The sequence below is a fragment of the Paraburkholderia strydomiana genome (genome assembly GCF_046030495.1).
GTDB classification, from domain to species: domain Bacteria; phylum Pseudomonadota; class Gammaproteobacteria; order Burkholderiales; family Burkholderiaceae; genus Paraburkholderia; species Paraburkholderia strydomiana_A.
Genome location: NZ_JAQQCJ010000004.1, coordinates 156,211 through 177,138, shown reverse-complemented (window position 1 = coordinate 177,138; position 20,928 = coordinate 156,211). Strand labels below are relative to the sequence as shown.

The 20,928-nt window shown below is 63.1% G+C and carries 18 protein-coding genes; 13 read left to right on the top strand and 5 right to left on the bottom strand.

Features of this window, described 5'->3' with window-relative positions; genetic code table 11:
- Positions 1-29: 29 nt before the first annotated feature.
- On the bottom strand, positions 30-1,289 hold the full coding sequence (locus PQQ53_RS07700) for an RsmB/NOP family class I SAM-dependent RNA methyltransferase (protein ID WP_408140657.1): 1,260 nt from the start codon (positions 1,287-1,289) through the stop codon (positions 30-32).
- Complete coding sequence (gene purN / locus PQQ53_RS07695; RefSeq protein ID WP_408323592.1) at positions 1,286-1,939, bottom strand: phosphoribosylglycinamide formyltransferase; 654 nt, start codon at positions 1,937-1,939, stop codon at positions 1,286-1,288. Before purN ends, PQQ53_RS07700 begins: the two co-directional genes overlap by 4 nt.
- Positions 1,940-2,056: 117 nt before the next feature.
- On the opposite strand from purN, the gene PQQ53_RS07690 reads away from it, so the two are divergent.
- The 6 genes from PQQ53_RS07690 (at position 2,057) to dut (ending at position 9,454) form a co-directional block, all read left to right on the top strand.
- Positions 2,057-3,052, top strand: coding sequence for a bifunctional riboflavin kinase/FAD synthetase (locus PQQ53_RS07690; RefSeq protein WP_408140654.1), 996 nt, complete (start codon positions 2,057-2,059; stop codon positions 3,050-3,052).
- A 168-nt stretch (positions 3,053-3,220) separates the two neighbouring features.
- Entirely contained in the window at positions 3,221-6,058 is a 2,838-nt protein-coding gene (gene ileS / locus PQQ53_RS07685) for an isoleucine--tRNA ligase (RefSeq protein ID WP_408323591.1), read from the top strand.
- Positions 6,059-6,069: 11 nt separating this feature from the next.
- Positions 6,070-6,576 (top strand): signal peptidase II, encoded by a 507-nt coding sequence (gene lspA / locus PQQ53_RS07680; protein WP_408140652.1) that lies wholly within the window; start codon positions 6,070-6,072, stop codon positions 6,574-6,576.
- Between the two features lie 112 nt (positions 6,577-6,688).
- Positions 6,689-7,903: a bifunctional phosphopantothenoylcysteine decarboxylase/phosphopantothenate--cysteine ligase CoaBC gene (gene coaBC / locus PQQ53_RS07675; protein ID WP_408140650.1), complete on the top strand. Its 1,215-nt coding sequence runs from the start codon at positions 6,689-6,691 to the stop codon at positions 7,901-7,903.
- 71 nt (positions 7,904-7,974) lie between these two features.
- Entirely contained in the window at positions 7,975-8,991 is a 1,017-nt protein-coding gene (locus tag PQQ53_RS07670) for an LLM class flavin-dependent oxidoreductase (RefSeq protein WP_408323590.1), read from the top strand.
- Between the two features lie 16 nt (positions 8,992-9,007).
- Positions 9,008-9,454: a dUTP diphosphatase gene (gene dut / locus PQQ53_RS07665; RefSeq protein ID WP_408140646.1), complete on the top strand. Its 447-nt coding sequence runs from the start codon at positions 9,008-9,010 to the stop codon at positions 9,452-9,454.
- 100 nt (positions 9,455-9,554) lie between these two features.
- Here the strand turns inward: dut and clpA are convergent, their stop codons facing one another.
- A complete protein-coding gene (clpA, locus tag PQQ53_RS07660; protein ID WP_042321496.1) occupies positions 9,555-11,852 on the bottom strand; it encodes an ATP-dependent Clp protease ATP-binding subunit ClpA in 2,298 nt (765 codons plus the stop codon).
- Positions 11,849-12,163 (bottom strand): ATP-dependent Clp protease adapter ClpS, encoded by a 315-nt coding sequence (clpS, locus tag PQQ53_RS07655; protein ID WP_006050100.1) that lies wholly within the window; start codon positions 12,161-12,163, stop codon positions 11,849-11,851. The genes clpA and clpS overlap by 4 nt, the downstream gene beginning before the upstream one ends.
- 550 nt (positions 12,164-12,713) lie before the next feature.
- Between clpS and PQQ53_RS07650 the strand changes: the two genes are divergently transcribed.
- Positions 12,714-12,920: a cold-shock protein gene (locus tag PQQ53_RS07650; protein ID WP_007180614.1), complete on the top strand. Its 207-nt coding sequence runs from the start codon at positions 12,714-12,716 to the stop codon at positions 12,918-12,920.
- Between the two features lie 269 nt (positions 12,921-13,189).
- Here the strand turns inward: PQQ53_RS07650 and icd are convergent, their stop codons facing one another.
- A complete protein-coding gene (gene icd, locus PQQ53_RS07645) occupies positions 13,190-14,446 on the bottom strand; it encodes an NADP-dependent isocitrate dehydrogenase (RefSeq protein ID WP_408140644.1) in 1,257 nt (418 codons plus the stop codon).
- A gap of 337 nt (positions 14,447-14,783) precedes the next feature.
- On the opposite strand from icd, the gene PQQ53_RS07640 reads away from it, so the two are divergent.
- The 6 genes from PQQ53_RS07640 to PQQ53_RS07615 all read left to right on the top strand — a co-directional run bounded on the left by PQQ53_RS07640 (position 14,784) and on the right by PQQ53_RS07615 (position 20,858).
- Positions 14,784-15,353 (top strand): pseudouridine synthase, encoded by a 570-nt coding sequence (locus tag PQQ53_RS07640; protein WP_408152439.1) that lies wholly within the window; start codon positions 14,784-14,786, stop codon positions 15,351-15,353.
- Between the two features lie 466 nt (positions 15,354-15,819).
- Complete coding sequence (locus PQQ53_RS07635) at positions 15,820-16,014, top strand: hypothetical protein (RefSeq protein ID WP_408140640.1); 195 nt, start codon at positions 15,820-15,822, stop codon at positions 16,012-16,014.
- A gap of 145 nt (positions 16,015-16,159) precedes the next feature.
- Entirely contained in the window at positions 16,160-16,669 is a 510-nt protein-coding gene (locus PQQ53_RS07630) for a DUF192 domain-containing protein (protein ID WP_408152438.1), read from the top strand.
- Between the two features lie 302 nt (positions 16,670-16,971).
- A complete protein-coding gene (fusA, locus tag PQQ53_RS07625) occupies positions 16,972-19,077 on the top strand; it encodes an elongation factor G (RefSeq protein WP_408140636.1) in 2,106 nt (701 codons plus the stop codon).
- A 203-nt stretch (positions 19,078-19,280) separates the two neighbouring features.
- Positions 19,281-19,808 carry a cupin domain-containing protein gene (locus tag PQQ53_RS07620; RefSeq protein ID WP_408140634.1) on the top strand — a complete coding sequence of 176 codons (528 nt, stop codon included), beginning with the start codon at positions 19,281-19,283 and terminating at the stop codon, positions 19,806-19,808.
- 30 nt (positions 19,809-19,838) lie between these two features.
- On the top strand, positions 19,839-20,858 hold the full coding sequence (locus PQQ53_RS07615; protein WP_408323589.1) for a HoxN/HupN/NixA family nickel/cobalt transporter: 1,020 nt from the start codon (positions 19,839-19,841) through the stop codon (positions 20,856-20,858).
- Positions 20,859-20,928 lie beyond the last annotated feature (70 nt).

The window sequence follows — 20,928 nt, the reverse complement described above, 5'->3', positions numbered from 1 at the left end:
GCTAGCGCCGGCAAGAAGCCACTGTTGCGTTAGCTCTGGCGTTCCAGCACGGCGGCGAAGAAGCCGTCGGTGGCGTGGCGATGCGGCCACATCGACAGGTAGTCGCCCATTTCGAGGTCGATCCGCTGCTCGGCGAGCACGTCACGCACGGGCACCAGCGCGAAGTCCGGATGATTGGCGAGGAACTGCTGCACCACGGCCTCGTTTTCGGCTTCCAGAATCGAGCAGGTCGCGTAGACGAGACGGCCGCCCTTCTTCACCAGACGCGCCGCGCTCGCCAGAATCGACAATTGCTTCGGCGCCAGCTCGGCAACGGATTCCGGCGACTGGCGCCACTTCAGGTCAGGGTTGCGGCGCAGCGTGCCCAAGCCGCTGCACGGCGCGTCGACCAGCACGCGGTCGATCTTGCCGGCGAGGCGCTTGATCTTCGCGTCATGCTCGCTGTCGATCAGCACCGGATTCACGTTCGACAGCCCGCTGCGCGCGAGGCGCGGCTTGAGCTTGGCCAGACGCCGCTCGGAGATGTCGAATGCGTAGAGACGCCCGGTGGAGCGCATCGCCGCGCCGAGCGCCAGCGTCTTGCCGCCCGCGCCCGCGCAAAAGTCGACGATCATCTCGCCACGCTTGGGCGCGACCAGCGAGCACAGCAACTGGCTGCCTTCGTCCTGCACTTCGAGCCAGCCGTGCTGGAACGCGTCGAGTTTGGTGAGCGGCGGCTTGCCGACCACGCGCACGCCGAACGGCGCGAACGGCGTCGCGCCGGCCTCGATGCCGGCTTTCGACAGCGCGTTCAGCACGTCGTCCCGGCTCGCCTTGATCGGGTTCGCGCGCAGATCCAGCGGCGCCGGGTAGTTCAGCGCGGCAGCCAGTTGCGCGAGTTCCGCGGCTTCGAAACGCTGGCTCAGCGCCTCGCTGATCCAGCCGGGCAAATTCAGGCGAATGCGCAGCGGCAGGCTTTCCGGGTCGATCATCGCGACGTGATCGAGCCACTTCGATTCCGCCTCCGACACGAACGGCTTGAGCGCCGAGCGCCCTGCCGTCTGCATCAGGCCCAGCAAGGCCATGCGCCGCGCCGGGCTGCCCGCGCCGCTTTCGGCGAGGTGGGCGAATTCCATCCGGCGGCGCAGCACCGCGAAGACCGCCTCGGCGATCACGCCGCGCTCACCGTGCCCGAGCTTCGGATGGGCGCGGAAAAAGCGGCTGGTGGTGGCGTCGGCGGGGCCGGTCAGCTTCAGGACTTCAGCCAGCAAAGTCTCGGTTTGTCCAATCAGAAAACCATGTAATCTCATGCGCCCTCTCCGGCGGTGTGACCGGCAAAGAGCCACTGCGGCTCTGACGGCGTAAGCGTGACACGCAGACCGTCGAGCGCAAGACGCCCTTCGACGAACCAGCGCACCGCGCGTGGATAAATAATATGTTCGGTTGCCAGGACGCGTTCGGCGAGCGTGGCGGGGGTGTCGCCGGTTTCCACGGGAACCGCCGCCTGCGCGACGATCGGGCCGTGATCCAGCTGCGACGTGACGAAATGCACCGACGCGCCATGCAGCCGCACGCCGGCGTCGAGCGCCTGCTGATGGGTTTTCAGGCCCGGAAAGCTCGGCAGCAGCGACGGGTGCACGTTGAGCATGCGCCCGGCGTACCGGTCGACGAAACCAGCGGTAAGCACCCGCATGAAGCCGGCGAGCACCACCAGGTCCGGCGCGAAACCGTCGACTTCGCGCGCCAGCGCGGCGTCGAAGCTGTCGCGGTCGGGAAACTGGCGGTAGTCGACCACCGCCGTGGCAATGCCGTGCGACGCCGCGAACGCAAGGCCCGCGGCGTCAGGACGGTTGGCAATCACAGCGGCGATGCGCGCCGGCCAGCCTTCGTCCAGACAGGCTCGAACGATGGCTTCCATGTTGCTTCCCCGCCCCGAAATCAGGATGACGAGTTTTTTCATCCGCGGATTTTATCATTCGGCAACACTCAAACCGCGACGCGAGAGGCGGCTGCTGCGCCGAGCGTTTATAATCGTTTGTTTTGCGGCATCCCGGCCGCCCTACTGCAACCCGCTATCGTGAGAGTCTTCCGCGGTCTTCCCAATGCTGAAAGCCGTGCGCCCTGCGCACTGACCATCGGCAATTTCGACGGTGTCCACCGCGGCCATCAGGCTCTGCTCGCCCACGTGCGCGCAGCAGCGGATGCGCGCGGCCTGCCCGTCTGCGTGATGACCTTCGAGCCGCACCCGCGCGAATTCTTCAATCCGGCCGGCGCGCCGCCGCGCATCGCGATGCTGCGCGACAAGCTGGAGGCGCTGCGCACCAACGGCGTCGACCGTGTGGTGGTCGAGCATTTCAATCACACGTTCGCGAGCCAGTCGCCGGATGCGTTCGTCGAGCGGATCATCGTCAACGGGCTGCACGCGCGCTGGGTCATGATCGGCGACGACTTCCGCTACGGCGCGAAGCGCGCCGGCGACTTCGCGTCGCTCAAGGCCGCGGGCCAGCAGTATGGCTTCGAAGTCGAACAGATGGCCACGGTCGCCGATCCGTCGGGCGCGCGCATTTCCAGTTCGGGCGTGCGCGCGGCGCTGGTGGCGGGCGACCTCGACGCGGCGCGTGCCGCGCTCGGCCGCGATTATCTGATCAGCGGCCACGTCGCACACGGCATGAAGCTCGGCCGCGATCTGGGCTTCCCCACGCTCAATCTGCCGATCGCCCACAAGCGTCCGGCGCTCGCCGGCATTTTCGTCGTGCGCGTGCACGGCGTGGCGGACGAGCCGCTGCCGGGCGTCGCAAGCCTCGGCCTGCGCCCTACCGTCGACGACTCCGGCCGCGTGCTGCTCGAAGTGCACCTGCTCGATTGGCACGGCGACGCGTATGGCAAACTCGTGCGCGTCGAATTCCTGAAGAAGCTGCGCGACGAGGAAAAGTACGTCGACCTCGAAACGCTGACCGCGGCCATCGCGCGCGACGTCGCCAATGCGCGCGCGTGGTTCGCGGCCGTCGGCGCCGGCACGCCGGGCAGCCGTTCCACCGGTTTCGCCACCTCGGCCACCGACCGAATTAGGTAGCCGCCGCGGTACGGCGAGCGCTCAAGCGCCGCGCGTACCGTCGTTGCGCGCATCGAAAGGCGTCCGTGGATCACGCGACAGACCTGCCGGGCGCGTCCCACGTCCTCGCGCATCGTGCGCAACCCCGCGCCTTTGCTGCGCATAGAACGAATTCACCGCGACCACATCATGAGCAACAAGAAAGCCGATTCGAAACCGCAGTCACGCTACCCGGTGAACCTGCTCGACACGCCGTTCCCGATGCGCGGCGACCTGCCCAAGCGCGAGCCGCAATGGGTCAAGGAATGGCAGGAACGCAAGATCTACGAAAAGATCCGCGCCGCTTCCAAGGGCCGCAAGAAGTTCATCCTGCACGACGGCCCCCCCTATGCGAACGGCGACATCCACCTCGGCCACGCGGTCAACAAGATTCTCAAGGACATGATCGTCAAGGCGCGCAATCTGGCGGGCTTCGACGCGGTCTACGTGCCGGGCTGGGACTGCCACGGCATGCCGATCGAAATCCAGATCGAAAAGCAGTTCGGCAAGTCGCTGCCGGCGGCCGAAGTGATGCAGAAGGCGCGCGCCTATGCGACCGAGCAGATCGAGAAGCAGAAGGTCGGCTTCCGCCGTCTGGGCGTGCTCGGCGACTGGGACAACCCGTACAAGACGATGAACTTCACGAACGAGGCCGGCGAAATCCGCGCGCTCGCGAAGATCATGGAAAAGGGCTACGTGTTCCGCGGCCTGAAGCCGGTGAACTGGTGTTTCGACTGCGGCTCGGCATTGGCCGAGGCGGAGGTCGAGTACAAGGACAAGACCGATCCGACCATCGACGTGCTGTTCAGCTTCGCCGAGCCGGAAAAGACCGCGCAGGCGTTCGGCCTGAATGCGCTGCCGCGCAACGAAGGCGGCATCGTCATCTGGACCACCACGCCATGGACCATCCCCGCCAACCAGGCGCTGAACCTGCATCCGGAAATCGTCTACGCGCTGGTCGATACGTCGCGCGGCCTGCTGATCCTGGCTGAAGAACGCGTCGAAGCCTGCCTGAAGCAATACGGACTGGATGGCTCGGTCGTCGCCACCACGCCGGGCGAAATGCTCGTCAACCTGCGCTTCAATCACCCGCTCGCGTCCGCGCATCCGGCCTACAAGCGCACCGCGCCGGTCTATCTCGGCGACTACGTGACGACTGAAACCGGTACGGGCGTCGTGCACTCGTCGCCGGCCTACGGCGTGGAAGACTTCGTGTCGTGCAAGGCGCACGGCATGTCCGACTCCGACATCATCAACCCGGTGATGGGCGACGGCCGCTACATCGAATCGCTCGCGCTGTTCGGCGGCCTGTCGATCTGGGCGGCCAATCCACAGATCGTCGAAGCGCTGCAAGGCGCCGGCTCGCTGATGCGCACCGAGAAGTACACGCACAGCTACATGCACTGCTGGCGCCACAAGACGCCGATCATCTACCGTGCGACGTCGCAATGGTTCGCCGGCATGGACGTGAAGCCGAACGACACCGACAGGACGCTGCGCGAAACCGCGCTCGAAGGCATCGAAAACACCGCGTTTTATCCGGCTTGGGGCAAGCAGCGCCTCTTCAGCATGATCGCCAACCGCCCGGACTGGACGCTGTCGCGGCAACGTCAATGGGGTGTGCCGATGGCGTTCTTCGTGCACAAGGAAACCGGCGAGCTGCATCCGCGCACGCAGGAATTGCTCGAAGAAGTCGCGCAACGCGTCGAGAAGGCCGGCATTGAAGCATGGCAATCGCTCGACCCGCGCGAGTTACTCGGCGACGACGCCAACATGTACGAGAAGAACCGCGACACGCTGGACGTCTGGTTCGACTCGGGCACCACGCACTGGCATGTGCTGCGCGGCTCGCACAAGGACGAACTGCAATTCCCGGCCGACCTGTATCTGGAAGGCTCGGACCAGCACCGCGGCTGGTTCCACTCGTCGCTGCTGACCGCGTCGATGCTCGACGGCCGCCCGCCGTACAACGCGCTGCTCACGCACGGCTTCACCGTCGACGGCGAAGGCCGCAAGATGAGCAAGTCGCTCGGCAACGGTATCGATCCGCATGAAGTGGCGAACCGCCTCGGCGCGGAAATCATCCGCCTGTGGATCGCGTCGACCGATTACTCGGGCGAGCTGGCGATTTCCGAGGAAATTCTCAAGCGTGTCACCGAAGGCTATCGCCGCATCCGCAACACGCTGCGCTTCCTGCTCGCGAATCTGTCGGACTTCGACTTCGCGCAACACGCACGTCCGGTCGAAGACTGGCTCGAAATCGACCGCTATGCGGTGGCGCTGTCGGCGAATCTGCAGGACGACATCCTCTCGCACTACGAGAAGTACGAGTTCCACCCGGTGGTCGCCAAGCTGCAGACGTTCTGCTCGGAAGACCTCGGCGGCTTCTATCTGGATGTGCTGAAAGACCGCCTGTACACCACCGCCGCCGACTCCGTCGCGCGCCGCTCGGCGCAGACCGCGCTGTATCACATCGCGCATGGCTTGCTGCGCCAGATGGCGCCGTTCCTGTCGTTCACCGCGGAAGAAGCGTGGAAGGTGTTCCAGCCGAACAGCGAAACCATCTTCACCGAGATGTATCACGCGTTCCCGGCAATGCCGGAAGCCGGCGCGCTGCTCGACAAATGGACGCTGTTGCGCGCCGCGCGCAGCGACGTGACGAAGGCGCTGGAAGAGGCACGCGTCGCGAATCTGATCGGCTCGTCGCTGCAGGCGGAAGTGGAAATCCGCGCGAGCGGCGCGCGTTACGACGCGCTCGCGAGCCTCGCCGACGACCTGAAGTTCGTGCTGATCACCTCGAGCGCGAACGTCGTGAAGGTCGCGAGCGAAGCGGAAGAAGGCGTCGACGTGATCGCGTCGAAGTACCTGAAGTGCGAGCGCTGCTGGCACTACCGCGCGGACGTCGGCGCGAACGCCGAGCACCCCACGCTGTGCGGCCGCTGCTTCAGCAACCTGTTCGGCACCGGTGAAACGAGGAGCGCGGCATAATGGCGAGAACCATGTCGAAAACCTCGTCGAAAACGTCTACTGGAAGCAGTTCGCTGGCCCCCTGGCTGGGCATCGCGCTAATCGTCATCCTGTTCGACCAGTTGACGAAAATCGCGGTCCAGAAGGTGTTCGCCTACGGTGTCGCGCATGAAGTCACGCCGTTTTTCAATCTGGTGCTCGTGTACAACCGTGGCGCGGCATTCAGCTTCCTCGCGATGGCGGGCGGCTGGCAACGTTGGGCGTTCACCGCGCTCGGCGTGGTTGCCGCGCTCGTGATCTGCTATCTGCTCAAGCGTCACGGCGGGCAGAAGATGTTCTGCACGGCGCTCGCGCTGATTCTGGGCGGCGCGCTCGGCAATGTGATCGACCGGCTCGCGTACGGGCACGTGATCGACTTCCTCGATTTCCACGTGCGCGGCTGGCACTGGCCGGCGTTCAATCTCGCCGACAGCGCGATCACGATCGGCGCGATCCTGCTCGTGCTCGACGAGTTGCGGCGCGTGCGCAGCACACGCTAACGTCACCGACACGAGGCGCCGGCGTCCGCGCTTTGTGTCAGGATTCAAAGGCGCGGCGGCGCGGATAACGCCCGCCCTGCCACCCGCCACCACGCTTTGCCGGAGGCTTTCGTTGGCAACCGCAGAACTCGCAGGAAAACACCTCGTCCTCGGCATGACGGGCGGGATTGCCTGCTACAAGATCGCCGAACTCACGCGTCTGTTGACCAAGGCAGGCGCAACCGTGCAGGTCGTCATGACCGAAGCGGCCACCCAGTTCATCACCCCCGTCACGATGCAGGCGCTCTCGGGCCGTCCGGTCTATACGAGCCAGTGGGACGGGCGCGTGCCGAACAACATGGCGCACATCGATCTGTCGCGTGAAGCGGATGCGATCGTGATCGCGCCCGCCTCCACCGACTTCCTCGCCAAACTCGCGCACGGCATGGCCGACGATTTGCTGTCGACGCTGTGCGTCGCCCGCGATTGTCCGCTGCTCGTCGTCCCGGCGATGAACCGGCAGATGTGGCAAAACCCGGCCACGCAACGCAACGTCGCGCAACTGCGCGCGGACGGCGTCACGCTGCTGGGTCCGGACTCCGGCCCGCAGGCCTGCGGCGAAATCGGCGACGGACGCATGCTCGAAGCCAAGGCGACCTACGAGGCAATCGCATCGTTCTTTTCGCCGAAGATCCTGTCCGGCCGGCGCGTATTGCTGACCGCCGGGCCGACTTTCGAACCGCTCGATCCGGTGCGCGGCATCACCAACCGCTCCAGCGGCAAAATGGGCTTCGCGCTCGCGCGCGCCGCGCAACAGGCCGGCGCCGAAGTGCACCTGGTCGCCGGCCCGGTCGCGCTGGAAACGCCGTGGGGCGTGTTCCGCCAGGACGTGCAAACCGCGCAGCAAATGCACGACGCGGTGATGCGCTCGGTCGCCGACGCCGACATCTTCATCGGCGTCGCCGCGGTGGCCGACTGGCGCGTCGATCACGCGAGCGAGCATAAGATCAAGAAGACCGCCGAACGCGCGCTGCCAAGCTTCACATTCGTCGAGAATCCCGACATTCTGGCCTCGGTGGCGAAGCTGCCGCATCCACCGTTCGCGGTCGGCTTCGCGGCGGAAAGCGGCGACCTCGAAGTGCATGGCGAAGAAAAGCGCGTGCGCAAAAACGTGCCGCTGCTGATCGGCAATCTCGGCCCCCTCACCTTCGGTCTCGACGACAACGAAGTGATCCTGTTCGAAGCCGGCGGCGCCACGAAGCTCCCGCGCGCGGACAAGCAGACGCTCGCGCGTGCGCTGATCGCAGAGATTGCGAAGCGTCTGCCCGACACGAGTCTGATTCGTTGAGTCCGTCACGGCGTATTTTTCGCCACCACGGCAAGCCGCGCTGACGAATCGGATCATCTGGAGCCACTGACATGACGCTACTTTCCGTGCTCGATCAAACGCCCGTGATCGCCGGGCACTCGGTGGCGGACGCCATCGCCGCCACCATCGAACTCGCGCAGCTCGCCGACGACCTTGGCTACACGCGCTATTGGTGCGCCGAACATCACGGCTTGCGTGGCGTATCGAATCCTTGTCCCGAGGTCATGCTGGCCCGCCTTGGGAGCGTGACCCAACGCATCCGCCTCGGCTCCGGCGGCGTGATGCTGCCGTACTACAGCCCGTTCAAGGTCGCCGAGCAATTCATGATGCTCGAGGCGCTGTTCCCGAATCGCATCGATCTCGGCGTGGGACGCGCACCGGGAGGCGACATGCGCACAGCACAGGCGGTTGCCGCCGGCGACTACAACCGCGGCGACATTTTTCCGCAGCAGGTCGCCGACCTGCTCGGCCTGATGCACGGGACGCTCCCCGAGGACCACATCGCGCATGGCGTGCTGCTGCAGCCACAGATCGACACGCGTCCGCAACTGTGGATGCTCGGTTCGAGCGAATTCGGCGGCTTGCTCGCCGCGCAGCTCGGCATTCGCTTCGCGTTCGCGCATTTCATCAATGCGCATTTCGGGCATCAGGTGGCCCTTGCCTATCGCGAACGCTTCAAGGCCAGTCAGGAAACGCAGCAAGCGTATCTGGCCGCTGCCGTCTTCGTGATTTGCGCGGATACGGAACAGGAAGCCGCCGATCTGGAAAAGGCCGTCGACCTGCGTCGCGTTCAAATGGCGTACGGCCTGAACGAACCCATTCCAAACATCGAACAGGGGATCGAGCAGGAGTATGGCGAGCGCGAACAACTCGTGATTGCACGAGAAAAGCCACGCAGCATCATCGGTACGCCGGAGATGGTCACCGAGCGGCTACATGCATTGCAGGAGCAATTCCAGGCAGACGAGCTGATGGTGCTGACCGTCGCAGGCAGCTATCGCGCCCGGCTGCGCTCCTATGAACTTCTCGCCGACGCATTCCAGCTCGGCTCAAACACCACGCCCTAACCTCACTCCAATCTGCATGAAACTCGACCTGAAGATTCTCGATGCGCGCATGCGCGAGCAACTCCCGGCTTACGCGACCACCGGCAGTGCCGGCCTCGATCTGCGTGCCTGCCTCGACGAGCCGTTGACGCTGAAGCCCGGCGAAACCGCGCTGGTGCCGACCGGCCTCGCGATTCACGTCGGCGACCCGGGCTATGCGGCGCTGATTCTGCCGCGTTCGGGACTGGGACATAAGCATGGGATCGTGCTCGGCAATCTGGTCGGCCTGATCGACTCCGATTACCAGGGTCAACTGATGATCTCGACGTGGAATCGTGGCCAAACGACATTCGTGCTGAATCCGATGGAGCGCCTTGCGCAACTCGTGATCGTGCCGGTCGTGCAGGCCGAGTTCAACATCGTCGATGATTTCGAACAAAGCGAGCGCGGTGCGGGCGGCTTCGGCAGTACCGGCAAGCACTAACCCTGAACGACGCAAATCAGGGCGCAAAAAGCAGAACGGCGCGGGGTTGAACCCGCGCCGTTCTGCTTTCTTCAATACTGCCTGAGACTTATTCGCCGCCTTACTCGACTTCGACCGCTTCCGGATTCGGATTGCGCGGCGCCGGATGCTCGTCGAAGGTCAACTGCACCTTGTCTTCCGCATCCACGTCGACCGAGACCCGGCCGCCGTTCATCAGCTTGCCGAACAGCAGTTCGTCGGCCAGCGCACGACGGATCGTGTCCTGGATCAGACGCTGCATTGGCCGCGCGCCCATCAACGGATCGAAACCGTGTTTGGCGAGATGCTTGCGCAACGCGTCGGTGAAGAGCGCATCGACCTTCTTCTCGTGCAACTGATCTTCCAGCTGCATCAGGAACTTGTCGACCACGCGCATGATGATTTCTTCATCGAGCGAACGGAAGCTGATCGTCGCGTCCAGACGGTTACGGAACTCCGGCGTGAACATGCGCTTGATGTCGACCATCTCGTCGCCGGCTTCCCGGCGGTTCGTGAAGCCGATCACCGACTTGCCCATCGCCTCGGCACCCGCATTCGTCGTCATGATGATGATGACGTTGCGGAAGTCCGCCTTGCGGCCGTTGTTGTCCGTCAACGTGCCGTGGTCCATCACCTGCAGCAGCACGTTGTAGATGTCCGGGTGCGCCTTCTCGATTTCGTCGAGCAGCAGCACGCAATGCGGCTTCTTCGTGACGGCTTCGGTCAGCAGACCGCCCTGGTCGAAACCGACATAGCCCGGCGGCGCGCCGATCAACCGGCTGACCGCGTGACGCTCCATGTATTCCGACATGTCGAAGCGGATCAGTTCGATACCCAGCGTGAACGCCAGCTGCTTCGCCACTTCCGTCTTGCCGACACCCGTGGGGCCGGAGAACAGGAACGCGCCGATCGGCTTGTCCAGCTTGCCGAGACCCGCACGCGCCATCTTGATCGCGGCCGACAGCGCGTCGATGGCCGGGTCTTGCCCGAACACCACACTCTTCAGATCGCGATCGAGCGTTTGCAGCTTGCTGCGATCGTCTTGCGACACGCTTTGCGGCGGGACACGGGCGATCTTCGAGATGATTTCCTCGATCTCGTTCTTGCCGATGGTCTTCTTCTGCTTCGACTTCGGCAGGATGCGTTGCGCGGCGCCCGCTTCGTCGATCACGTCGATCGCCTTGTCCGGCAGATGACGATCCGTGATGAAGCGTGCCGACAACTCAGCCGCCGCCGACAGCGCGCCCGACGAATACTTCACGCCGTGGTGCTCTTCGAAACGCGACTTGAGGCCACGCAGGATCGCTACCGTCTGCTCGACGGTCGGCTCGGTCACGTCGACCTTCTGGAAACGGCGCGACAGGGCCGCGTCTTTTTCGAAGATGCCGCGATATTCCGTGAACGTGGTCGCGCCGATGCACTTGAGGGTGCCCGAGGACAATGCCGGCTTCAGCAGATTCGACGCGTCCAGTGTGCCGCCCGACGCGGCGCCCGCGCCGATCAGCGTGTGAATTTCGTCGATGAACAGGATTGCGTGCGGACGTTCCTTCAACTCCTTGAGGACCGTCTTCAGCCGCTGCTCGAAGTCGCCGCGGTACTTGGTACCAGCGAGCAGCGCGCCCATGTCGAGCGAATACACCTGCGCATCCGCGAGGATGTCCGGCACTTCACCGCGCGTAATACGCCACGCGAGACCTTCGGCGATCGCCGTCTTGCCGACGCCGGCCTCACCGACCAGCAGCGGATTGTTCTTGCGCCGGCGGCACAGCACCTGGACCACGCGCTCGACTTCCGACTCGCGCCCGATCAGCGGATCGATGCGGCCGTCCTTCGCCATCTGGTTCAGGTTCTGCGTGAACTGGGCGAGCGGCGTTTCCTTCTGCGCGGCGGCTTCGTCAGACTCGGCATTCGCGTCGCTCGCTTTCGCGGCGTCCGTGCTGCTCGTCTTGGCGATGCCATGCGAGATGAAATTGACCACGTCCAGACGCGTCACGCCCTGCTGCTGCAGGTAGTACACCGCGTGCGAATCCTTCTCGCCGAAGATCGCCACCAGCACGTTCGCGCCGGTCACTTCCTTCTTGCCGTTCGAGGTGGACTGCACATGCATGATCGCGCGCTGGATCACACGCTGGAAACCCAGCGTGGGCTGCGTGTCGACGTCGTCCGTGCCGGGCACGGTTGGCGTGTTGTCATGAATGAAGTTGCGCAGGTTCTGACGCAGATCCTCGATATTGGCCGCGCATGCACGCAACACCTCCGCCGCTGTCGGATTGTCCAACAGTGCCAGCAAAAGATGTTCGACCGTTATGAACTCGTGCCGCGCCTGGCGTGCTTCCATGAACGCCATGTGCAGGCTGACTTCCAGTTCCTGGGCAATCATGCTTCCTCCATCACACACTGCAGCGGATGCCCGGCCTGCCGTGCGTGGGTAACGACTTGCTCGACTTTGGTCGACGCGATGTCCCGCGTATAGACCCCACAAACTCCCCTGCCCTCGCGATGCACCTTCAACATCACCTGCGTTGCGGTTTCACGATCTTTATTGAAATATTCCTGCACGATCATCACGACAAATTCCATTGGCGTGAAGTCGTCATTCAGCAGCACCACCTTGTACATGGATGGCGGCTTGAGCTTCTTCTCCTGCCGCTCCAGTACGGTGCCGTCCTGCTTGTCCGGGATAATCGCCATACACCCATTCTAAACAACTAGGACAGGCCCGCAATCCTGTCAAAACCCGGTCAACCCGCCGGTGAGCCCGTTCGCTTCTGCGTGATGGGTGAATGACCCGCCATGCATGTGCGATTCGACGAGCCGATTGCGGAGCCGGCCCCTATCCAATGATGCAGCGCGGCCGTGTTGCACCGCAGTCGGATCGAGTATCGCACAACCTGCCGGAGCTGGTTGCCGGCGCCGCCGGAGCCTGACGGCGGCGGGCGGCCCGTAGCACAGCATGTGAGTCGATTATGCGACTTTTCAAGACGGCCCGCTTGCGCAACCGCACATAACGGAAGCGGGAAAAACCCCTGGAAAGCGCTTGTTTGCAACGCGACAACGACATCTCAAAATTTTCTTGACACTCGAATAAAGAGCCCCAACAATCAAGCTGGCACTTTTTTCACCGAGCCATAATTTCGAAAAAATGCCGATGGTGAGCTTGTGAGGAGGGAGCGGCTACTTGCGTGGTCGCGGCGCTTTTCGAGGGCTCGTGGTAGTGACATGAGTTACAGGGGATGTTGGAATGGCAACTGGTACGGTCAAATGGTTCAATGACGCAAAAGGTTTCGGATTCATCACGCCGGATGAAGGTGGTGAGGATCTGTTTGCACACTTCTCGGCCATCCAGATGAATGGGTTCAAGACCCTCAAGGAAGGCCAAAAGGTAACCTTCGAGGTCGTTCAAGGCCCGAAAGGCAAACAGGCATCGAACATTCAGGCACCCGCCTGAGGCTGTTCGTTACCCGTCCTTTGAAGCCCGGCTTGCCGGGTTTCTTTTTTTGTGCGGCGCTTTTGTCGTTTCGTTAGTTCTTATCGGACAGTCGTGGCTCCCAATTATCGGGTACATCCGTATTTTTTGGCTGCCGGCGGATTTCGCGCTCACGCTGCCCGCTCTTCGGATCGATGGCGGCCGCTTCCACGAGTGGGCAAAAAAATGCCCCGGCCTTCTTGCGATGCCAGGGCTTTTCATGCGAACTGAATAATTCAGTTCGCTTCGTTCTACATATTCTCGATCATCACCTGGCCGAAGCCCGAGCACGACACCTGGGTCGCGCCTTCCATCAGGCGTGCGAAGTCGTAAGTGACGCGTTTTTGCAGAATCGATTTCTCCATCGAATGGATGATCAGATCCGCCGCTTCGGTCCAGCCGATGTGGCGCAGCATCATTTCCGCCGAGAGAATTTCCGAACCCGGATTCACATAGTCCTTGCCCGCGTATTTCGGCGCCGTGCCGTGCGTCGCTTCGAACATCGCGACCGAGTCCGACAGATTCGCTCCCGGGGCGATGCCGATGCCGCCGACCTGCGCGGCCAGCGCATCAGAGACATAGTCGCCGTTCAGGTTCAGCGTGGCGATCACGTCGTATTCGGCCGGGCGCAACAGGATCTGCTGCAGGAACGCATCGGCGATCACGTCTTTCACCACGATGTCGCCGCCCGTCTTCGGATTCTTGACCTTCATCCACGGGCCGCCGTCGATCAGTTCCGCGCCGAATTCCTTTTGCGCGAGCGCATAGCCGTAGTCACGGAACGCGCCTTCGGTGAACTTCATGATGTTGCCCTTGTGCACCAGCGTGACCGAACGGCGATCGTTGTCGATCGCGTACTGGATCGCCTTGCGCACCAGACGCTCGGTGCCTTCGCGCGACACCGGCTTGATGCCGATCCCCGACGACTCCGGAAAGCGGATCTTCTTCACGCCCATCTCGTCCTGCAGGAACTTGATGACCTTCTTGGCCTGCTCCGATTCAGCCGCCCATTCGATGCCCGCATAGATGTCTTCCGAGTTCTCGCGGAAGATCACCATGTTGGTCTTCTCGGGCTCGCGCACCGGCGACGGCACGCCCTTGAAATACTGGACGGGCCGCAGACACACATACAGGTCGAGCTCCTGGCGCAGCGCGACGTTCAGCGAACGGATGCCGCCGCCGACCGGCGTGGTGAGCGGCCCCTTGATCGACACGATGTATTCCTTGACCACCTGCAGCGTCTCTTCCGGCAGCCACACGTCCGGGCCGTACACCTTGGTCGCTTTCTCGCCCGCGTAGATTTCCATCCAGTGGATTTTCTTCTTGCCTGCGTACGCCTTCTCCACCGCTGCATCCACGACCTTCAGCATGACCGGCGTGATGTCGAGACCCGTACCGTCGCCTTCGATGAACGGAATGATCGGCTGGTCGGAAACATTGAGCGAGAAATCGGCGTTGACAGTGATCTTGTCACCACCGGTCGGAACCTTGATGTGCTGATACGACATGATCGGACTCCAGTGAAGGCTGTGCAGAAAGCTGAAGGGAGACTGCGAAAATGGGCGCTCCTCGCTACGCGCAATGCCAGGACGCTCGCAAGCAAGCCTGGCCGCTATTCTAGCCCACGCGCCCCGCGCAGCCATCCGGCAACGGCTCGGGGTTTTCCAACATGGACGCAAACCGTGAAGCCTCGCGCCGACTCATGGGTCTTTTATAGGACAGGAGAAAGACCGTCTCGTTTATGCATTATCATCGCGCCATTCAATGCCGCACCGGCGGCTCCCCCGAAGATTTCGCGACGCTGGCCGTCGCGCCCGTGTCCGCGCGACTCACATTCGTTTCCCTATGCGCCTTCTCGCACTGAACAAGCCGTTCGGCACCATCTGTCAATTCTCGCCGCATGAGACGCGTGCCTCGCTGGCCGACTGGGTCAAGGTGCCCGGCGTCTATCCGGCGGGCCGGCTCGACTCCGACAGCGAAGGACTGCTGCTTCTCACCGACGATGGCGCGCTGCAAGCCCGCATCGCCGAGCCGCGTCATAAGCTCGTCAAACGATATTGGGCGCAAGTGGAAGGCGCGCTCGACACAGCCGCGTTGAAGAAGCTCGCACGCGGCGTCGATCTCGGCGATTACGTGACGCGCCCCTGCCGCGCCGACTATGTCGAACCGAACGACACGCTCTGGACACGCACGCCGCCAATCCGTTATCGCGCGGCGATACCGACCACGTGGATCGAGTTGTCGATCACCGAAGGCAAGAACCGTCAGGTGCGCCGCATGACAGCCGCGGTCGGTTTTCCGACGCTGCGTCTGGTGCGCGTCGGCATCGGTGCGCTTGACATTTTTTCACTCGGCCTTCAACCCGGAGAAAGTGTCGAATTACCATCGAAGGCGCCTTGGGAAGGTGTCGTCTGAGTGTGATCCGAACGCTCGACCGTCTGCGCGCGCATTCGCGAAACTCGCTTCACGTGTGCACGTTTCACGCCGAATAAAAAAGCTAAGCCGTTGTATCGGCAAACAAAAACACGCGTGAAACTTCCACAAAAAAACGTGAAACCAACACGCTTGCGATAGCAGCGAAGCTACACATCGACATCGCGCTTTCACGATAGAAATTTCCAGAAAATTTTCGTCAACCGGTGTGCGAGCTCACGCGTTATTCGACGCAGATGCCGCCCGAAGCTATCCGGCATTCAGCCTGAAGGGCCCTTTGCGCAAGCCGTTTTGCGGCGCGCGCGGGGAGTCTGAGCGCTACGCAGACGTGTCGAAAAAAATTTGTTCGATGCGCCTGTCAACCGAAAGGTGGATGGCACGTTTACCGACATGACTCTACATATAGCCGGGTCATTTGGTTAATTAACTCAAGCTGAGGATTCACACAATGAACAAACTGATCGCCGCTCTGGTCGCTGGCCTCTTCGCAACGGCAGCATTCGCACAAGCTTCGGCACCGGAAGCAGCTTCGGCAGCTCCGGCAGCAGCAGCTTCGTCGGCAAAGAAGACCACGAAGCACGCTCACAAGAAGTCGCACAAGAAGGCAGCAACTGCTGCTGCAGCTTCGGCAGCATCGGAGTAAGTTTGTTGTAAAAACGCAGTCAAGAACAAGCTTCACTGCCGTTCTTACGGCGTTGTAAGGCAGATCACCGCAAGGCGATCTGCCTTTTTGTTTTTGACGCGCTCGCGTAACATTCGCGGGTTAATTTCCAGCAAGGAGTCATGCCGTGCGATTTCCCATGCGCTCGTTGATTGCGCGTTTCGCTGTTGCCGTTGCATTGCCGCTCGCCGCGTTGTCGTTCACCGCCACCACCGCTGCCCCTGCTCACGCGCAGCAGATGCCGGCTGGTGCGAAGCAGCCCAGCGAATTTCCGCGTGTGAAGCTGACCGCGGGCATGTTCGTGATCGATGCCGCCGTCGCCGCCAACGACGCGGACCGTGAGCAAGGCTTGATGTACCGCACGAATCTCGGGCCGAACGAAGGCATGCTGTTTGTCTTCAACGAGAACGCAGGGCATTGCTTCTGGATGAAGAACACGCTGATCCCGCTGTCGATTGCGTTCATGCGCGCGGACGGCACGATCACCGACATCGATGAGATGCAGGCCGAGACCACCAACAACCATTGCCCGACGCACAACGGTGTGTTCGCGCTGGAAATGCCCAAAGGCTGGTTCACGTCGAAGGGCATCAAACCGGGGATGCAGATTCAGGGTTTGCCGGCGGTACAGCAATAAGCCGTTTCGACGACGGTATCGGCGGGCGCTCCCGCCGGGTTTCACCGCTCGTCGAAAAGCCGGTGCCTCTCGCGAGGCGCCGGCTTTTTTACATTCGGGCCGCCTCGCCGCCGTCGCGTCATTGCGCCATGCGCGGCGGCCGAAGCCCCGCTGGCAGGCGCTCGCGCCCGGCTGGCAAGATTCCTGCAAAAGACAGGCCGACGCGCTATCCTTGTAATCTCAGTAAAGCAGCACCAGGTTCCCCGGGCGGCCAGAGCGCCGCCCGGCAAGCGTTTCAGGCGCGCCATTCCAAGGAGGTTCACGTGCCCCGCAAGACTCCCATCGAGCGCTACCGGAATATCGGCATTAGCGCTCACATCGATGCCGGCAAAACCACCACCACTGAACGCATCCTGTTCTACACCGGCGTGACCCACAAGATCGGCGAGGTTCACGACGGTGCGGCGACGATGGACTGGATGGAACAGGAGCAGGAGCGCGGCATCACCATCACGTCGGCGGCCACCACCGCCTTCTGGAAAGGCATGGCCGGCAACTATCCCGAACACCGGATCAACATCATCGACACCCCGGGCCACGTCGACTTCACGATCGAAGTGGAGCGCTCGATGCGCGTGCTCGACGGCGCGTGCATGGTGTACGACTCGGTCGGCGGCGTGCAGCCGCAGTCGGAAACCGTGTGGCGCCAGGCGAACAAGTACAAGGTGCCGCGCATCGCGTTCGTCAACAAGATGGACCGCGTCGGCGCGGACTTCTTTCGCGTGCAGCGGCAGATCGGCGATCGCCTGAAGGGCGTCGCGGTGCCGATCCAGATTCCGATCGGCGCGGAAGAGCACTTCCAGGGCGTGGTCGATCTGGTCAAGATGAAAGCGATCTTCTGGGACGAAGAGAACCAGGGCATCAAGTTCGAGTACCGCGATATTCCGGCGGAACTCGCGGCTACGGCGAAGGAGTGGCACGACAAGATGGTCGAAGCCGCCGCCGAGGCGAACGAGACGCTGCTCGAAAAATACCTGGGCGGCGACACGCTCACCGAAGACGAAATCAAGCACGGCATCCGCGCGCGCTGCATCGCCAATGAAATCGTGCCGATGCTGTGCGGCAGCGCGTTCAAGAACAAGGGCGTGCAGGCCATGCTCGACGCGGTGATCGACTACCTGCCGTCGCCGGTCGATGTGCCCGCGATTACCGGTCACGACGAACACGACAAGGAAATCGAGCGTCATCCGAACGACACCGATCCGTTCTCCGCGCTCGCCTTCAAGATCATGACGGACCCGTTCGTCGGCCAGCTGATTTTCTTCCGCGTCTATTCGGGCGTGGTGAATTCGGGCGACACGGTCTACAACGCGATCAAGGAAAAGAAGGAGCGTCTCGGCCGGATCCTGCAGATGCACGCGAACGAGCGCAAGGAAATCAAGGAAGTCTACGCGGGCGACATCGCCGCGGCCGTCGGCCTGAAGGAAGCGACCACCGGCGACACGCTGTGCGATCCGAACCACGTGATCATCCTCGAAAAGATGATCTTCCCGGAGCCGGTGATCTCGCAAGCCGTCGAACCGAAGACCAAGGTCGATCAGGAAAAGATGGGCATCGCGCTGAACCGTCTCGCCCAGGAAGACCCGTCGTTCCGCGTGCAAACCGATGAGGAATCCGGCCAGACGATCATCTCCGGGATGGGCGAGCTGCACCTCGAAATTCTGGTCGACCGGATGAAGCGCGAGTTCGGCGTCGAGGCGACCGTCGGCAAGCCGCAGGTCGCGTATCGCGAAACGGTGCGCAACAAGGTCGAAGATATCGAAGGCAAGTTCGTCAAGCAGTCGGGCGGGCGCGGTCAGTACGGCCACGCGGTCATCACGCTCGAACCGGCGCCGCAAGGCAAGGGCTACGAGTTCGTCGACGCGATCAAGGGCGGCGTGATTCCGCGCGAATACATTCCGGCCGTCGACAAGGGCATCGTGGAAACGCTGAAGGCCGGCGTGCTCGCGGGCTATCCGGTGGTCGACGTGAAGGTGACGCTGACCTTCGGTTCGTACCACGACGTCGACTCGAATGAAAACGCGTTCCGCATGGCCGGCTCGATGGCGTTCAAGGAAGCGATGCGCAAGGCGAAACCCGTGCTGCTCGAACCGATGATGGCCGTCGAAGTGGAAACGCCCGAAGACTTCATGGGCAATGTGATGGGCGACCTGTCGAGCCGTCGCGGACTCGTGCAGGGCATGGAAGACATCGCCGGCGGCGGCGGCAAGCTGGTGCGCGCCGAAGTGCCGCTCGCGGAGATGTTCGGCTACTCGACATCGCTGCGTTCGGCCACCCAGGGCCGCGCGACCTACACGATGGAGTTCAAGCATTACGCGGAAACGCCGAATAACGTCGCCGAAGCCGTGATCAACGCGAAGCAGAAGTAAGCGCAAGCGCTGCAACCAAGCCGCCGCGCTTGCAGCGGCCCACGCGGAGCACCCGGAGCCCGTTCCACGTGAACGGGCTTTTTTTCGTCCCTCGCCCGGCGGGGGCGGCGTTGATGCGGTTGTCCACACAGCCGTTTTTGAACGTGCAAAAATGCCTGACGGCGCCGAGCCGAGCACCGGGGCAATGCCCAGGAGGAGACACCATGAGCCAGGATCACGAACACCCGCACTACCGCGCCGAACATGGCGCCGAGCAACCGGCCACGCCCGTCGATTGGCGCGAGCACGGTGTGAAGGTCATCAAGGGCGACCAGCTCGACAGCAACACCGCGCAAACGCCGGGCATGAACCGCGCCGCCGCGATCAACGCCGCCCGGGTCGGCGCGCAGAAAATCTGGGCCGGCACCGTCACGATCCATCCGAATGCGAAGACCGGCGCGCATCATCATGGCGCGCTCGAAAGCGTGATCTACGTCGTGCGCGGCCAGGCTCGCATGCGTTGGGGCGAGCATCTGGAGTTCACCGCTGAGGCAGGCCCCGGCGACTTCATCTTCGTGCCGCCCTATGTGCCGCATCAGGAGATCAACGCGAGCACCGACGAGCCGCTCGAATGCGTGCTGGTGCGCAGCGACAACGAAGCGGTGGTGGTCAATCTGAACATCGACGCCGCGGAAGCGCCCGAAACGGTCTACTGGGTCGATCCGATTCACAAGCATCCGCACGATCACTAACTCGACTATCCACCCATCACCCCGCGACTCATGACGCCGACCGCTTCGCTGCGCCCTCGCCTGCTCTCGCTGTACGCGATCCTGATTGCCGCCAATCTCGGCGCCTGGGCGTGGGCGCTGATCGCCTTTCGCCACTACCCGCTGCTGCTCGGCACCGCGCTGCTCGCGTACGGCTTCGGCCTGCGTCATGCGGTCGACGCGGATCACATCGCGGCGATCGACGCCGTCACGCGCAAGCTGATGCAAAGCGGCAAGCGGCCACTCGGCGTGGGTCTCGCGTTTTCGCTCGGACACTCGACGATCGTGATCGCCGCGACCATCGGCATTGCGTGGACTGCGCATTCGCTGCACGGCCGTTTCGAGACCTTCAAGGAAGTGGGCGGCACGGTCGGCACGCTCGTGTCCGCGACCTTCCTGCTGGTGCTCGCGGCCGTCAATCTCGTGATTCTGCGCGACGTGTGGCGCCGTTATCGTCATGTTCAACGCGGCGGTGAGCTGCCTGCGCAAGCGGTTGATTCGATCGCGCCAGCGGGCCTGCTGTCGCGCGCCTTGCGCCCGCTGTTCCGGCTCGTCACCCAAAGCTGGCACATGTACCCCGTCGGCGTGCTGTTCGGCCTCGGCTTCGACACCGCGACCGAGATCGGCTTGCTGGCGATCGCCGCCTCGCAGGCGGGCACCGGTCTGCCGCTGTATTCGATCCTCGTGTTCCCCGCGCTCTTCACCGCGGGCATGACGCTCGTCGATTCCACCGACAACGTGCTGATGGTGCACGCCTACGGCTGGGCGATGGACGACCCGAAGCGCAAGCTCTACTACAACGCGAGCATCACGTTCGTGTCGGCGATGGTGGCGATCGTGATCGGCGGTGTCGAGGCGCTCGGGCTGCTGTCGGACAAGCTCGGTTGGAGCGGCGGCATGTGGGACGCGGTGGCGAGCGTCAACGAGCGCTTCGGCGCGCTGGGTTACGCGATCGTCGCGGCCTTCATGGCGTGCTGGATCGGCTCGGTGCTGTTCCATCGCTGGCGGCGGCCGGGCGCGGTGGCGCGGTAAATCCAACCCGATGCGGGCGAGGCGGCCGGTAAGGATGGCGGCGCGGCATCGGCGATTCGTCCGCGACGGC